Here is a 16,677-nt window from a genome sequence, read left to right as displayed (position 1 = left end):
GACGAACCAGTAAGAAGATCATTAAGAGATTATGAAGAACAACTTGTGTGGATTTTTACTGGTTGATTGATCGAAATTATTTTCATTGATTGAATGGTAGAAATTACTCGAAGTTTATTTGAGAAATATTTGTCAGAAAATTGATGAGCCAAGATTGGTAGCCTTTAAGCTACTACTGATTTTAAACTGAAGAGTTTGATCATGGCTCAGATTGAACGCTGGCGGCAGGCTTAACACATGCAAGTCGAGCGGGGAAGTATAGCTTGCTATACAACCTAGCGGCGGACGGGTGAGTAATGCTTAGGAATCTGCCTATTAGTGGGGGACAACATTTCGAAAGGAATGCTAATACCGCATACGCCCTACGGGGGAAAGCAGGGGATCTTCGGACCTTGCGCTAATAGATGAGCCTAAGTCGGATTAGCTAGTTGGTGGGGTAAAGGCCTACCAAGGCGACGATCTGTAGCGGGTCTGAGAGGATGATCCGCCACACTGGGACTGAGACACGGCCCAGACTCCTACGGGAGGCAGCAGTGGGGAATATTGGACAATGGGGGGAACCCTGATCCAGCCATGCCGCGTGTGTGAAGAAGGCCTTTTGGTTGTAAAGCACTTTAAGCGAGGAGGAGGCTACTCTAGTTAATACCTAGGGATAGTGGACGTTACTCGCAGAATAAGCACCGGCTAACTCTGTGCCAGCAGCCGCGGTAATACAGAGGGTGCGAGCGTTAATCGGATTTACTGGGCGTAAAGCGTGCGTAGGCGGCTTTTTAAGTCGGATGTGAAATCCCTGAGCTTAACTTAGGAATTGCATTCGATACTGGGAAGCTAGAGTATGGGAGAGGATGGTAGAATTCCAGGTGTAGCGGTGAAATGCGTAGAGATCTGGAGGAATACCGATGGCGAAGGCAGCCATCTGGCCTAATACTGACGCTGAGGTACGAAAGCATGGGGAGCAAACAGGATTAGATACCCTGGTAGTCCATGCCGTAAACGATGTCTACTAGCCGTTGGGGCCTTTGAGGCTTTAGTGGCGCAGCTAACGCGATAAGTAGACCGCCTGGGGAGTACGGTCGCAAGACTAAAACTCAAATGAATTGACGGGGGCCCGCACAAGCGGTGGAGCATGTGGTTTAATTCGATGCAACGCGAAGAACCTTACCTGGTCTTGACATAGTAAGAACTTTCCAGAGATGGATTGGTGCCTTCGGGAACTTACATACAGGTGCTGCATGGCTGTCGTCAGCTCGTGTCGTGAGATGTTGGGTTAAGTCCCGCAACGAGCGCAACCCTTTTCCTTATTTGCCAGCGGGTTAAGCCGGGAACTTTAAGGATACTGCCAGTGACAAACTGGAGGAAGGCGGGGACGACGTCAAGTCATCATGGCCCTTACGACCAGGGCTACACACGTGCTACAATGGTCGGTACAAAGGGTTGCTACCTAGCGATAGGATGCTAATCTCAAAAAGCCGATCGTAGTCCGGATTGGAGTCTGCAACTCGACTCCATGAAGTCGGAATCGCTAGTAATCGCGGATCAGAATGCCGCGGTGAATACGTTCCCGGGCCTTGTACACACCGCCCGTCACACCATGGGAGTTTGTTGCACCAGAAGTAGGTAGTCTAACCGTAAGGAGGACGCTTACCACGGTGTGGCCGATGACTGGGGTGAAGTCGTAACAAGGTAGCCGTAGGGGAACCTGCGGCTGGATCACCTCCTTAACGAAAGATTGACGATCGGTAAGAATCCACAACAAGTTGTTCTTCATGACGATGTATCTGAGGGTCTGTAGCTCAGTTGGTTAGAGCACACGCTTGATAAGCGTGGGGTCACAAGTTCAAGTCTTGTCAGACCCACCACTACTGACGAAGTACGGAAAATCAGAAACATTGACTTATTGATAAGCTGGGGACTTAGCTTAGTTGGTAGAGCGCCTGCTTTGCACGCAGGAGGTCAGGAGTTCGACTCTCCTAGTCTCCACCATGTATCTTCGGATGCATAATAAGCAAACGGTTAGATAGCTTATAGAGCTTAGTAAGAAAGCGGCGTATAATGCGCGGCATTGTTATTAACCTCTGTGATTTATCACAGTTTCTCGATCTGACGAAGACGAGAAAAATCATTAACAGAATATATTTGAGTTGAAATAAATTGTTCATACTCGTTTTGAAATCGACATTAGCAGTCATTTATGACTGATTGATGAAGATTAAGAAATGAGTTACTAGCGATTAAACTGAATCAAGCGTTTTGGTATATGAATCTAATTGAAGCTGTACAGTGTTTAAGTGCACAAACGCCAACTGTAAGAGAGTGATGAGAGATCATCATAATCTGTTGCTCATCCTACTTGTAGGGATGAACGACTGTTTGGGGTTGTATAGTCAAGTAATTAAGTGCATGTGGTGGATGCCTTGGCAGTCAGAGGCGATGAAAGACGTAATAGCCTGCGATAAGCTCCGGGGAGGCGGCAAATATCCTGTGATCCGGAGATTTCTGAATGGGGAAACCCACTTACCATAAGGTAGGTATCGTAACATGAATACATAGTGTTACGAGGCGAACGAGGGGAAGTGAAACATCTCAGTACCCTTAGGAAAAGAAATCAATTGAGATTCCCTCAGTAGCGGCGAGCGAACGGGGAAAAGCCCATTAAGTCATATAAGCTTTAGTGGAATGCTCTGGGAAGTGCAACCATAGTAGGTGATAGTCCTGTACACGAAAGGGCTTATATGATGATGTCGAGTAGGGCGAGGCACGTGAAACCTTGTCTGAATATGGGGGGACCATCCTCCAAGGCTAAATACTCCTGACTGACCGATAGTGAACCAGTACCGTGAGGGAAAGGCGAAAAGAACCCCTGTGAGGGGAGTGAAATAGATCCTGAAACCGCATGCATACAAGCAGTGGGAGCCGACTTGTTCGGTGACTGCGTACCTTTTGTATAATGGGTCAGCGACTTATATTCAGTAGCGAGGTTAACCGAATAGGGGAGCCGTAGAGAAATCGAGTCTTAATAGGGCGTTTAGTTGCTGGGTATAGACCCGAAACCGGGTGATCTATCCATGAGCAGGTTGAAGGTTAGGTAACACTGACTGGAGGACCGAACCCACTGTCGTTGAAAAGCCAGGGGATGACTTGTGGATAGGGGTGAAAGGCTAATCAAACTCGGTGATAGCTGGTTCTCCCCGAAAGCTATTTAGGTAGCGCCTCGGACGAATACCATTGGGGGTAGAGCACTGTTTCGGCTAGGGGGTCATCCCGACTTACCAAACCGATGCAAACTCCGAATACCAATGAGTACTATCCGGGAGACAGACTGCGGGTGCTAACGTCCGTAGTCAAGAGGAAAACAATCCAGACCGCCAGCTAAGGCCCCAAAATCATAGTTAAGTGGGAAACGATGTGGGAAGGCATAGACAGCTAGGAGGTTGGCTTAGAAGCAGCCACCCTTTAAAGAAAGCGTAATAGCTCACTAGTCGAGTCGGCCTGCGCGGAAGATGTAACGGGGCTAAAACTATGTGCCGAAGCTGCGGATGTATACTTTGTATACGTGGTAGGGGAGCGTTCTGTAAGCCGATGAAGGTGGATTGAGAAGTCTGCTGGAGGTATCAGAAGTGCGAATGCTGACGTGAGTAACGACAAAGCGGGTGAAAAACCCGCTCGCTGAAAGACCAAGGGTTCCAGTCCAACGTTAATCGGGGCTGGGTGAGTCGACCCCTAAGGCGAGGCCGAAAGGCGTAGTCGATGGGAAATTGGTTAATATTCCAATACTTCAGTGTAATGCGATGAGAGGACGGAGAAGGTTAAGTCAGCCTGGCGTTGGTTGTCCAGGTGGAAGGAAGTAGGCATGCATCTTAGGCAAATCCGGGGTGCTCTATGCTGAGATCTGATAGCAAGCTGTACTTGTACAGTGAAGTGGCTGATACCATACTTCCAGGAAAAGTCTCTAAGCTTCAGTTACACTGGAATCGTACCCGAAACCGACACAGGTGGTCAGGTCGAGTAGACCAAAGCGCTTGAGAGAACTCTGCTGAAGGAACTAGGCAAAATGGTACCGTAACTTCGGGAGAAGGTACGCTGCTTTTGGTGATGGAACTTGCTTCCTGAGCTGAGAGCAGCCACAGAAACCAGGCCCCTGCAACTGTTTATTAAAAACATAGCACTCTGCAAACACGAAAGTGGACGTATAGGGTGTGATGCCTGCCCGGTGCTGGAAGGTTAATTGATGGGGTTAGCGTAAGCGAAGCTCTTGATCGAAGCCCCAGTAAACGGCGGCCGTAACTATAACGGTCCTAAGGTAGCGAAATTCCTTGTCGGGTAAGTTCCGACCTGCACGAATGGCATAATGATGGGGGCGCTGTCTCCAGCAGAGGCTCAGTGAAATCGAAATCGCCGTGAAGATGCGGTGTACCCGCGGCTAGACGGAAAGACCCCGTGAACCTTTACTGCAGCTTGACATTGAACTTTGATCTTACTTGTGTAGGATAGGTGGGAGGCTTTGAAGCTGGGACGCTAGTCCTAGTGGAGCCAATCTTGAAATACCACCCTGGTAATATTGAGGTTCTAACTCTGTCCCGTTATCCGGGACGAGGACCATGTCTGGTGGGTAGTTTGACTGGGGCGGTCTCCTCCTAAAGAGTAACGGAGGAGTACGAAGGTGCGCTCAGCGTGGTCGGAAATCACGCGTAGAGTATAAAGGCAAAAGCGCGCTTAACTGCGAGACCCACAAGTCGAGCAGGTACGAAAGTAGGTCTTAGTGATCCGGTGGTTCTGTATGGAAGGGCCATCGCTCAACGGATAAAAGGTACTCTGGGGATAACAGGCTGATACCGCCCAAGAGTTCATATCGACGGCGGTGTTTGGCACCTCGATGTCGGCTCATCTCATCCTGGGGCTGAAGCAGGTCCCAAGGGTATGGCTGTTCGCCATTTAAAGAGGTACGCGAGCTGGGTTTAGAACGTCGTGAGACAGTTCGGTCCCTATCTACCGTGGGCGTTGGAAATTTGAGAGGATCTGCTCCTAGTACGAGAGGACCAGAGTGGACGAACCTCTGGTGTACCGGTTGTGACGCCAGTCGCATCGCCGGGTAGCTATGTTCGGAAGGGATAACCGCTGAAAGCATCTAAGCGGGAAGCCTACCTCAAGATAAGATTTCCCCGAGACTTTATGTCTCCTAAAGAGCCGTTGAAGACTACGACGTTGATAGGTTGGATGTGGAAGCATAGTGATATGTGAAGCTGACCAATACTAATTGCTCGTGAGGCTTGACTATACAACACCCAAACAGTTGTTGTATAAAGCATCAATTAATTCGATATTCAGCAAAACAGCTTGATTTAGTGAACGCTAAAGAACAAAATACGACAGCTCAGATATACCTGTTAATGAATTCTATTTGACCAAGCATTGGCATCTAAATAAGACCAAACGCAAAGTCATAAACAGTTGTGCTGGCGACCATAGCAAGAGTGAACCACCTGATCCCTTCCCGAACTCAGAAGTGAAACCTCTTAGCGCTGATGGTAGTGTGGGATTACCCATGTGAGAGTAAGTCATCGCCAGCTCATTATTCAAAAGCCCCTGCCAAGTGCAGGGGCTTTTTTTATGCAGGGAATTCTTATTAAAATGAAGAATGATTAAGAATGTATCGGATCTTAAATTGCGCTTTTTATTTGTTCAAAAGTTTGCTTGATTCGCTGCTTTGTCCGTGTGTTTAACTATAATTATATAAGTGATCACTTACAGGAGAAGCTTTTTTAACTGAGGTGATTATTTGGGGAAAATAAATTAAATTACTGGTTTTGTATAAATTATAATCAAGCAAGCTGAGTCTAATTCATGCTAAAATACTCGGCTTTCATCTTTGATCTAATTTTCAGATCTTCCATCATCTGCCAGCCGAGAATTGCTAGCCATGTCTACTGCTTATACCATGCAGACTGCGCCAAAAGCGTTGTTTGATTACGACAAATATTGGGCGTCCTGTTTTGAACCTGCGCCATTTTTGCCGATGTCACGCGAGGAGATGGATCAACTCGGTTGGGATAGTTGCGACTTTATTTTAGTCTGCGGTGATGCGTATATAGATCATCCCTCTTTCTGTTCGGGCATTATTGGCCGTACTTTAGAAGCTCAAGGTTTCCGTGTCGGGATTATTGCCCAGCCGGACTGGACCAGCGTGGATGCATTCCGAGTATTGGGTAAGCCGAATATTGCTTGGGGTGTGACTGCGGGTAATATGGATTCCATGATCAACCGCTACACCGCTGACCGTAAAATCCGTTCAGATGATGCCTATTCTCCAGACAATGTGCCGAATAAACGTCCTGACCGCGCGGCAACCGTATATTGCCAGCGTGTACGTGAAGCCTATCCTGATGTGCCAGTATTGTTAGGGGGTATTGAAGCTTCTCTACGTCGTATTGCTCATTATGACTATTGGTCAGATAAAGTCCGTCGTTCGGTATTGATGGATTCTAAAGCTGATCTTCTGATGTACGGTAATGGCGAACGCTCGATTGTCGAAGTGATGCACCGTTTGGCTAAAGGTGAAAAAATTACTGACATCACGGATGTCCGTGGTACGGCATTTATTGTCAATAAACATAACCGTGCTTCTAAAGCTAAATTCGTTGAAATTGCATCGAATGATGTGGACACCATCGGTCGTGTAGATCCCATCATCAATCCTTATGTGATGACGGAAGATCTGGATGGTTGTGAAATTGAAAAAGATAAAGGCAATAGTTTAAGCCAGTATCAAGGTTTCCAAAAAGAAGCGGTCGCCAATCCGATTGTCCGTGAAGGTGACAATCTGGATGCCGATACGCAAATTGTACAGTTACAACCTGCCTCCAAAGCGATTAAACACAAATTACCTCCACGAGAACTGGCGGTCATTCGTTTGCCTGCTTTTGAAGAAGTGGTCAATGACCCCGTTTTATACGCACATGCCAACCGTATCTTGCATCTGGAAACCAATCCGGGGAATGCGCGTGCCTTAGTACAAAAGCATGGTGAACGTGATGTGTGGTTGAATGCACCACCTATTCCATTAACCACAGAAGAAATGGATTATGTGTTTGATCTGCCTTATGCACGTCTGCCACATCCTGCATATGGTAATGCACGTTTCCCTGCTTTTGACATGATCAAATTTTCGGTCAACATCATGCGTGGTTGCTTCGGCGGTTGTACTTTCTGTTCCATCACGGAACATGAAGGTCGTATTATCCAGAACCGTTCGGAAGACTCAATTCTGCGTGAAGTGGAGAAGATTCGTGATACCGCACCAGGCTTTACCGGCATTATCTCGGACTTAGGTGGCCCAACGGCTAATATGTACCGTTTGCACTGTAAAGACCCTGAAATTGAAAAAAACTGTCGTAAGCCATCGTGCGTATTCCCGGGTGTGTGTCAAAACCTACATACCGACCATGCGCCATTGACGCAGTTATACCGTAAAGCACGTGCACTTAAAGGCATCAAGAAAATTCTGATCGGTTCAGGGTTACGTTATGATCTGGCGGTATTAAACCCTGAATATGTGAAAGAATTGGTCACTCATCACGTGGGTGGTTATCTCAAAATTGCGCCTGAACATACCGAAAAAGGTCCATTATCCAAGATGATGAAACCGGGGATTGGCACTTACGACCGTTTCAAACAGATGTTTGATCGCTTTAGTAAGGAAGCCGGCAAAGAACAGTATCTGATTCCTTACTTTATCGCGGCGCATCCGGGGACCACCGATTACGATATGATGAACCTGGCGATTTGGTTGAAAAAGAATGGTTTTCGTGCCGATCAGGTACAAACTTTCTATCCATCGCCAATGGCTACAGCAACCACTATGTATTACACGGGTAAAAATCCGCTGGCAAAAGTGGCGCGTTATACTGAAAATGTGGATATTGTGAAAGGTGAGAAACGTCGCCGCTTGCACAAGGCTTTCTTGCGTTATCATGATCCAAATAACTGGCCAATGTTACGTGAAGCTTTGAAAGAAATGGGCCGCTCAGACTTGATTGGTAATTCGAAACAACATCTGATTCCGAGCTATCAACCGCAAGGCACAGAAGGGCAATATCAGTCGGCACGCAAGAAAAACTCGACCTTGGCGGGAGATTCTGCAAAACGCACAGGTGAAAATACTGCACGTAATCAATCACGTAATGTTGCCAATACAAATGGCAATAATCGTCCTAAAAAAGGCCAGATCCTGACTCAACATACTGGTTTACCACCACGTGAAACTGGGGAGAAACGTCCATTTGCGGGTTCTAAATCCAAGATTAAATCTAAGCCTAAGTCAAAAGCTTGATTTAAAAATAAAAAAAGGACGCTCAGGCGTTCTTTTTTTATCATTCAATTAAATAGCCCTCTAATGAAAACAGCTCATCGGAATTGTAGGACAATATTCAAAAGTAGTCTTGCATCCCTACTGTGCCTTGAGCTACAGTAATTTGGTGTCAGATAATGGATGAATCCTAGGCATAGATGTAAAAAATAAAATCAGTGCAACTTTTTGTCAGCATTTATAATGTTTTCGTCATGATTAAATGCAGTTCGTTTGCTTGAAATATTTAATAAAAATAAGCGTTGTATACTGAGGTTGATAACAAGCATCGGTGTGACACCGGAAAGACTATAAAAAATTAAAGGATTAAGAGGATGATAATTTATATTTTGGTCGGAAGTTTACTTCTGTTTGGCATTCTGTTGAAGGCTTGGAAAAGTCTGGAAGGTAGTGCTAAACAGCAAGATAGTGCTTTAAAACAAAGAGCTATTTTTAATATTAGTGAACAGATCACATTTACACGCCTTAAAGAAATATTGCCGCGCAGTACTGTGTTGGCTCATGTTTCATTTGATGCCTTGTTGACGACCAAATACAGCCGTACCCGCCATAAATATCGCAATATGGTGGCAGATTTTGTGATTCTGGATGAACATCATCAGGTGCTTGCGATTATTGCATTGGATGATCCTATGGCCTTACGCCATCCGCAAAATGCCCAGTATCAGGATGCGCTGTTGGCGATGGCCGGGTATCGGGTGATTCGCTATGAAGATGTACCGGAATATTTTCAGTTAAGACAAGATTTTTTAATTGAAAACCCTACTGATTTTCAGCTAGATGAGTTAACAGAAGTTTCAATAAAAAAGTATGATTTTTATCCAGATTTGGGCCGAAAGAAAATCCGCCTGTTAGGTTAAATCACTATAAGCATGAAGACTGTTCATGCTTATTTTTTGGCTTTTAATTCGATGCACGAACAGCAGTGACAGTCATTTCTACCAGAACGTCAGGGGCATATAGTTTTGCCTCGACACAGGTGCGGGGCAGGGCTTCAATATCAGCGACCCACGCATCCCAGACCTCATTCATCGCCGCATAGTCATTTTCAATATCTTTTAAATAAATGGTCACAGACATAATCTGGCTCTTGTCTGTAGCTGCATCCGCCAGCAAGCGATCAATAATTTCCAGAGTTTGCCGTGTCTGACCTTTAATATCCAGCGTGGTATCAGCAGCCAATTGACCAGCCAGATGTACCAGGTTGCCTGAAATAGCAATTTCAGAAAAGCGCTTTTCAACATGCAGACGTTGTACTGTCATAATATAAGTCCTTTATTTTCGGCATAATTGCTGCGAGCTATATTTTGGTCATACAGCCTGCAGCCAGGTAGATGGCAACATCATAATGCCATGAGCTGTGAGCGTAAATCACTTATCGAGCAGTGATTGTTAAGCTAAAACTGTCACAAAAAAGATTTTTAAAATAACAGGGACCAGCAGAAGATACCGTAGCAAATCGGGGAGTGATCGAGAGTAGCTTGTATAAAATGCTTCAGTGCAGTAGGAGATATGCTGTTTTTAGGAATTTATAGAGAGATATGTAGCAGAAATGCGAGCGAGGGACCATGCGGTTTAACAGAGTTGCCCTGTAATATTCGGATTTGATCGTCACGCCAATCACAGGACAGTATGCTAAAAGTAAAGGTGATTTTTAGCATCTCGGCGTCTACATGGATAAATGTATCGCGCCCATAGAGTACCGCAAAAATCGTACTTGTGTGTAGTCAATTGGTCTAATCACGTTCTTTTGGTTGAAAAATATGCAAACTCTACCAGAGAGAAAGCTGTGACTGACCCTGTTGTTCCGAAAGCTGGTACAGTCCAACACCAATGAGTCGAAACTGAAAATGTTGCGGAATATGCATTTCAATGAGTAGCTGTTGCAGTACCTGTTCCAGTTGTTGCCGATTTTGCAAAGGCTGTTTGAAACTTTTGCTATGTTGCAAGACCTGAAAATTCTTTAACTTGAGTTTGGCTGAAACCCCGCGCGCGCAGAGTTGTTTGCGCTCTAGACTGTTCCAGACCTGATCAATCAGTCGAGGCCAAGCATTCTGGCATTGTATTAAGGTCAGGTCATCATCAAAGGTGGTTTCCTTGGAAATTTGCTGGCGTTCACGTTCAACTTGTACAGGCCGTTCATCAATACCCTGGGCATAGAGAAAAAGTCGTTTGCCATATTTGCCAAAATGCTGAACCAGCACATTTTGCTCAATTTTTTGTAAATCTCCCAGCGTTTGCAATTGCAGCAACTTGAGCTTTTCTTGCATCACTTTTCCCACACCGGGAATTTTTTTTAGCGGTAAACCTTGAATAAAATGCTGCACCTGTGAGGGCTTAATGACACAAATGCCATCCGGTTTGTTCCAGTCTGAAGCAATTTTGGCTAAAAATTTATTTGGTGCTACCCCGGCAGAGGCGGTTAAACCTGTAACTTTGAAAATATCTTCCCGTATTCGCATAGCTACTTCAGTAGCACTTGGAATATTCTGCAGATTTTCTGTGACATCCAGATAAGCTTCATCTAAAGATAAGGGTTCAATCAGCGGCGTGTAACGCTGGAACACCTGATGAATCTGGGCGGAGATGGCACGGTATTTTTCAAAATTGGGTTCAATCACCACTACGTGTGGACAAAGCTTTCGGCCTTGTACCATCGACATGGCAGAGCGCAATCCAAACTCGCGCGCAGGGTAGGACGCTGCACAAATCACGGCCCTTGGATGATGGGAAGACACGACCACCGGCAAATGCTTTAACTCCGGTCGGTCTTTGAGTTCCACAGATGCAAAAAAGGCATCCATATCGATGTGAATGATTTTTCTCATGCAGTCCCAAACTCTGCCTGTATGCGCTGGGCTTCAGTATCTCATCTTCATGGATCAGATTGTAGAGTAGGATCAAGTGGATACGACACAGATTGACTAAGTAAAACCGGCCGGGTGTGTTGTTGTTCTGCTGCTTGAATCAGAATTTTGAGGCTTTGCTCGGTGTGATCTGCCAAATATGGTAAAAATTCCAAAGGCTGGTCAATCGGCTGGAAAAAGTTATCCCAGTGAATTGGCACCACGACTTTAGGCTTTAAGCTTCTCAGGGTTTGATCGAGATAGTTTTGCAGATGACTGATATTGCCATTTTTGAAAATCAGACACTTGACCTGAAGGTTGCAGTAGTAGAACCACGGCAGCCACCAGAATAAGTATGCTGATGCCGAATGCCAGCCAAAATCCTTTTTGATTTGCCATAAATTTCTCGTTTTTATGCAGTTTGATTTTTTATTATGGTTAGAGAAGTGGAGTTATCTTGTTATTTTTTCGGTAAATTTTCAACTTTGTTAAGAGGATAGATTCCATTGCGTTCTAAAAATCGTGTCCAGTCATCCTCATCACCATTAAACACATTTAAGTCGACGGTTTTGTTAATGCCCTTGATGGTACCCTGATTGGTATGCTGCCAGAACAGCCATTTTGGCTTGCCTTTTAAATCGGGTTTGCTGTGATATTCACGGACCCAGAGCGGTGTTTTTGCAAACTCTCCCGCTAAAATAATGTTATAGAAAGCTTTGGAAATATAGAAAATCGGTTGCTTGCCATAATGTTGATACAGCTGGTCATGCATGACCTGAATTTCTTTTAGCAGTTGTTCCTTGGTATAGGTATTGATGCAGTTGCTGTCATATTCCAGATCAATTACTGGCGGCAATGAGTCGGCTTTATTGGGTACGGTTTCAATAAAATTTTGCGCCTGAATTTCGCCATCCCTGCATAAACGATAAAAATGATAGGCACCCACAGTGAAACCATGTTCACGGGCTTGCAGCCAGTAATCCTGAAATTTCCGATCTTTAAAATCACCACCTTCAGTAGCTTTCAGATAAACAAATCGATAGGTTTTGGGTGAAATCTGTTGCCATTGAATGTCGCCCTGATGATGCGACACATCAAAACCTTTGACCGGATATTCCTGTGCCGAAGCAGGATTATGATGAAATACAAAAACATACAGTACGATTGCAGTGCAAATCAGTCCCAAGCCTATGCAAGAAGCGTAGAGTTTTTTATGACTGTTTTTGGCGAATCGTTTATTAGACATAGATAATTTAGGCGTGATTTATCAAACACATGATAGCGCGATCTAGACATTCAGACTACGTTGTTTGTGATAGTGTCTGATTATATCGGGGTGTGGCGTGGAATTTTCCAGAAAATGGCTGCGGTAATCAGGTTAATACAGCCGAGGAAAATCAAGGTGGTATGGAAAGCTGTCACGATCTGCTCGCTACCGAAATAGGCGGTAAACAGGTTGACCAAGGTTCCTGCCAAAGCTACACCAATACTCATGGACACCATCATGATCATTGACAAAAAACTGTTGCCACTACTGGCATCTTGCTGAGGTAAATCCTTCAGGGTCAGGGTATTCATGGAGACAAACTGCAAAGAATTTAGTATGCCGAAAACAAAGAAATGTAAGGCTCTTAACCAGGTTGGGGTATCCGCCGTGCTGAGGGCAAAACTGGCGATACAGGCACCCACCAGCAAGGTATTGACCAGTAATACCTTACGATAACCAAAGCGTTGAATAATCTGGCGAATAATCGGCTTGGAAGCTAGAGAACCCAGTACGGTCGGAATCATCAACAGACCGGTAATAAATGGCTCAAAGCCAAAGGCAACCTGCAACATCAGCGGAATTAAAAAAGGTATCGCGTTGCCGCCTAAGCGGGCAAAAAAATTACCGATAATGCCTATAGCATAAATTTTATTGCTAAATAATGTACTGCGGAACAGCGCATTGTGATGTTTATGGGCATGAACGGCATAGATAATCGCTGCCAATACACCCGCAAGTACCAGACCCATACTCCACCATAGCGATTGATGGGGGCTGGCAAAATTTTCAATGCCCAGTGAAAGTCCCACCATGGCGATGACCAGCAAGATAAAACCTGAAAAATCAAAAGATTTGACAGTGGGTTCAGTGATGTTTGGCATGGCCTTCAAGGTAATCAGAACGCCTAACAGCCCCATCGGAATATTAATTAAAAAAATCCAGTGCCATGTTGTCACTTCGACCATCCATCCGCCCAATGTCGGACCAATCAAGGGACCCATCAGACCAGCTAAACTCATCAAGCTCATGGCAGATAAAAACTGGCTGCGCGGAATGACCTTGAGCATCGCCAGCCGACCCACAGGAAGTAACAATGCACCGCCAATGCCCTGAATGACCCGATAAAAGAGCAGCTGGTTTAAACTGCTGGACAGTCCGCAGCCCAGTGATGCCAAGGTAAAAATAATAATGGCCGCAAAGTAGGTATTGCGCACACCAAAACGGTCGGCCAGCCATCCGCTTAAAGGAATACAGGCTGCGACCGAAAGCACATAGGCCACCACCACGCTATGCATTTGTAGCGGATCTTCAGCCAGATTGGCTGCCATGGCTGGAATTGCAGTATTGACAATGGTGGTATCCAAACCTTGCATAAAAAAACCGATCGATACCAACAACACTAACAGGCGGAATTCAGGTTGTAGGGCTTGATGCGAAGGAGTGGCGTTCATAACAATATTAAAGTGATTTTTTACAGAGTTTAAAGCAATCCGTTTAAAGTGGTGTAAGAAAAAGTTGTGCTATCCATTATGGGACAGCACTGTCTGGAGTTCGTTTTTTATGTCCTGGCTTGGACTTAAATGGCAAAGTGTTGTGGTGCATCCAGATTTTTAATGGCATTGAGAATCTGATCGGCATGATTGCAGATAATCAGTTTGGCGCGATGCTGCGGCGGTAAAAAGCCTTCACTGACTGCATGATCCAGCTGGCTCACCAGGGCATCATAAAAGCCATTCACATTATAGAGCATCATCGGTTTCTGGTGCTGATTTAACTGTCCCCAAGTGGCAATTTCCAGAATTTCTTCAAAGGTACCCAAGCCGCCTGGTAAAGCGACAAAAGCACTGGCACGCTCAGCCATCATGGCCTTGCGTTCATGCATGCTGTGTACAATGTGTAATTCGGTCAGCTGATGATGCGCAATTTCATAATCCAGCATAAATTCAGGGATCACCCCGACGGTTTCACCGCCACGCTGTCTGACGGCATCAGCCACTTGCCCCATGAGGCCTATACTTGCGCCGCCATAGACCATGCCGAAACCCAGATCAGCCAGTGCCTGAGCCAAAGCTACGGCTTTTTCCTGATAAATTGGTTTATTGCCTGAACGTGAACCACAGTAGAGTGCAATTAAAGGTTGAGTTGTTTTGGGAGTAGGATTGTTATGTTTGGGAGTCATTTTTAATACACTGTTCATCATTATATTTTTACCATAGCATTTTATTTTTTCAGTCTCTAGCTTAACTGTTAAATATGACAGGTCGTGATCAGCCTTATACTCCCTTTGCAAAGATTTGTTGAAATTGGGTGAGCTAAAAACAGCGCAGTGAGGAAAAGAGGATGAATTTCTACTTCATCTTGCTATACTAAAAATCTGTTTTCCAACAAATGAATTAACATGGGTAGTGGTTGTCCTCACTCTGAACACTTCAATGCTTCTGAAAAAAATATACAGCATGCTGTTCATCGCATATTCAGCGATTTTAATATGAACCTTCTAAAATCAGTCCCTCATCATCCTGCACAGGAGAATATCCAATGATCTTGGAATGGATGTCAGATCCATCAGCATGGATTGGACTGGCAACTTTAGTGGTTCTAGAAATTGTACTGGGTATCGACAACCTGGTTTTTATTGCCATTTTGGCGGAAAAACTGCCCCCAGAACAGCGTAATGCAGGCCGTATCGTCGGCTTGATTATGGCTTTGTGTATGCGGTTGATTTTACTTGCATCCATTGCCTGGGTGGTGACCTTGACCCAGCCACTGTTCCATGTTCTGGATCATCCTTTTTCCGGCCGTGACCTGATTTTGCTGTTTGGTGGTGTCTTCCTGTTATTTAAAGGCACCATGGAATTACATGAGCGTATAGAAGGTGCTCAACCGCAGAAAGAAGAAAACCCGGTGCATGCCGCATTCTGGATGGTGATCGTTCAGATTGTGGTACTGGATGCCGTATTCTCTCTGGATAGCGTGATTACCGCAGTCGGCATGGTCAAAGACCTGTCGGTGATGATGATTGCGGTGGTGATTGCAGTCGGCATCATGCTGTGGGCATCTAAACCACTAATGACCTTTGTCAACAGACATCCGACTGTGGTGATTCTGTGTCTCGGCTTCCTGATGATGATCGGCTTTTCACTGATTGTTGAAGGCTTCGGTTTCCATATTCCTAAAGGCTATTTATACGCGGCGATTGGTTTCTCTGTGGTGGTGGAATTTATCAACCAGACTATGCGCCGTAATCAGGAGCGCATGGTGACCACGACGGACTTGCGTTACCGTACTGCTTCTGCCGTTATGCGTATGCTTGGTGGTAAAAGTGAATCGCAAAACAATGAAGCCGAAGATGTACTGGCGACCCGTGCCTTTGCCGATGAAGTCTTTAATGAAGAGAACGGGGTTTACCACAGTGTGCTGGTGCAAGGTGTGCTGGGGCTGTCGGAACGGCCGGTGAAATCGGTGATGACGCCGCGTCCGGAACTGGAATGGATTGATCTGGATGAAGATGAAGCCTCCATTAAAGAACAGTTACTCAGCATGACCCATTCACGTTTGATTGTGGCACATGGTGAACTGGATAATATTGCCGGTATAGTGCTGACCCATAAAGTCATGAACGACTATATCGAAACCGGAAAACTGAATTTTGAAGCGCATTTACGCGAGCCGGTGATTGTGCATGAAAATGCCCAGGTGCTGATGGTGATGGAACAGTTGCGTCAGGCACCGCTGCAAATGGCGATTGTGCTGAATGAATACGGTTCGATTGAAGGGCTTGCTACCCCGATTGATGTGCTTGAAGCGATTGCCGGTGAATTCCCGGATGAAGATGAATTTGAAACAGCGGCAGAAAGTCTGGAAGACGGCACTTTAATCCTGGAAGGTTCTACTGATATTCGTCATGTTTCTTTGTTGTTAAACCGTGATCTGGTAGATGAGTCTGAACAGTATTCAACCTTGTCCGGTTATATCCTGTTCCATCTGGGGCGTTTGCCGGAAAGTGGTGCCAAATTGCAGGCAGATAAACATATTTTTGAAGTAGTGACGATGAATGGCCATAAAATTGATAAGGTTCATATCATCCCGCTCAATCAAAATCAGACAGAAGATTAATTTCATCCTGCACAGCTGATTTTTATCGAGATTGAATTAAAATAGCCCGCATTGTCGGGCTATTTGATTATGAGGGTCTGTTGACA

At 45.3% G+C, this 16,677-nt stretch carries 10 protein-coding genes, 2 tRNA genes and 3 rRNA genes; 8 read left to right on the top strand and 7 right to left on the bottom strand.

Going from position 1 to position 16,677, the window contains the following annotated elements:
- Positions 1-183: 183 nt before the first annotated feature.
- From ABJ384_RS13780 to ABJ384_RS13750, 7 genes are all read left to right on the top strand, one after another.
- Positions 184-1,721, top strand: a 16S ribosomal RNA gene (locus ABJ384_RS13780).
- Between the two features lie 61 nt (positions 1,722-1,782).
- Positions 1,783-1,859: transfer RNA gene (locus ABJ384_RS13775), tRNA-Ile, on the top strand.
- 48 nt (positions 1,860-1,907) lie between these two features.
- A tRNA-Ala gene (locus ABJ384_RS13770) sits at positions 1,908-1,983 on the top strand.
- Positions 1,984-2,382: 399 nt separating this feature from the next.
- A 23S ribosomal RNA gene (locus tag ABJ384_RS13765) occupies positions 2,383-5,275 on the top strand.
- A 177-nt stretch (positions 5,276-5,452) separates the two neighbouring features.
- Positions 5,453-5,567: ribosomal RNA gene (gene rrf / locus ABJ384_RS13760) — 5S ribosomal RNA — on the top strand.
- Together the 16S, 23S and 5S rRNA genes with 2 tRNA genes alongside form the textbook arrangement of a ribosomal RNA operon.
- A gap of 350 nt (positions 5,568-5,917) precedes the next feature.
- The gene (locus ABJ384_RS13755; RefSeq protein ID WP_180176829.1) at positions 5,918-8,326 is read left to right on the top strand and encodes a YgiQ family radical SAM protein; all 2,409 of its coding nucleotides are present in this window, start codon (positions 5,918-5,920) and stop codon (positions 8,324-8,326) included.
- A 350-nt stretch (positions 8,327-8,676) separates the two neighbouring features.
- The gene (locus ABJ384_RS13750; protein ID WP_166169649.1) at positions 8,677-9,222 is read left to right on the top strand and encodes a DUF2726 domain-containing protein; all 546 of its coding nucleotides are present in this window, start codon (positions 8,677-8,679) and stop codon (positions 9,220-9,222) included.
- Positions 9,223-9,265: 43 nt separating this feature from the next.
- Here the strand turns inward: ABJ384_RS13750 and ABJ384_RS13745 are convergent, their stop codons facing one another.
- From ABJ384_RS13745 to ABJ384_RS13715, 7 genes are all read right to left on the bottom strand, one after another.
- On the bottom strand, positions 9,266-9,625 hold the full coding sequence (locus tag ABJ384_RS13745) for a RidA family protein (RefSeq protein ID WP_349927996.1): 360 nt from the start codon (positions 9,623-9,625) through the stop codon (positions 9,266-9,268).
- Between the two features lie 509 nt (positions 9,626-10,134).
- Positions 10,135-11,190, bottom strand: coding sequence for a DNA polymerase IV (gene dinB / locus ABJ384_RS13740; protein WP_349927994.1), 1,056 nt, complete (start codon positions 11,188-11,190; stop codon positions 10,135-10,137).
- Between the two features lie 47 nt (positions 11,191-11,237).
- Positions 11,238-11,432 carry a hypothetical protein gene (locus tag ABJ384_RS13735; protein WP_349927991.1) on the bottom strand — a complete coding sequence of 65 codons (195 nt, stop codon included), beginning with the start codon at positions 11,430-11,432 and terminating at the stop codon, positions 11,238-11,240.
- Positions 11,433-11,436: 4 nt separating this feature from the next.
- On the bottom strand, positions 11,437-11,607 hold the full coding sequence (locus tag ABJ384_RS13730) for a hypothetical protein (RefSeq protein ID WP_349927988.1): 171 nt from the start codon (positions 11,605-11,607) through the stop codon (positions 11,437-11,439).
- Positions 11,608-11,668: 61 nt separating this feature from the next.
- A complete protein-coding gene (locus tag ABJ384_RS13725; RefSeq protein WP_349927986.1) occupies positions 11,669-12,454 on the bottom strand; it encodes a GH25 family lysozyme in 786 nt (261 codons plus the stop codon).
- An 80-nt stretch (positions 12,455-12,534) separates the two neighbouring features.
- A complete protein-coding gene (mdtD, locus tag ABJ384_RS13720) occupies positions 12,535-13,926 on the bottom strand; it encodes a multidrug transporter subunit MdtD (protein ID WP_349927985.1) in 1,392 nt (463 codons plus the stop codon).
- A gap of 125 nt (positions 13,927-14,051) precedes the next feature.
- A complete protein-coding gene (locus ABJ384_RS13715; RefSeq protein WP_180042635.1) occupies positions 14,052-14,672 on the bottom strand; it encodes a TIGR00730 family Rossman fold protein in 621 nt (206 codons plus the stop codon).
- Between the two features lie 341 nt (positions 14,673-15,013).
- Here ABJ384_RS13715 and ABJ384_RS13710 point away from each other — a divergent pair, with 341 nt between their 5' ends.
- Entirely contained in the window at positions 15,014-16,591 is a 1,578-nt protein-coding gene (locus ABJ384_RS13710) for a TerC family protein (RefSeq protein ID WP_086195153.1), read from the top strand.
- The last annotated feature ends 86 nt before the right edge of the window (positions 16,592-16,677 follow it).

The organism is Acinetobacter sp. A1-4-2, from assembly GCF_040233925.1.
Classification (GTDB): Bacteria; Pseudomonadota; Gammaproteobacteria; order Pseudomonadales; family Moraxellaceae; genus Acinetobacter.
This window is presented reverse-complemented; position numbering and strand designations above follow the sequence as displayed.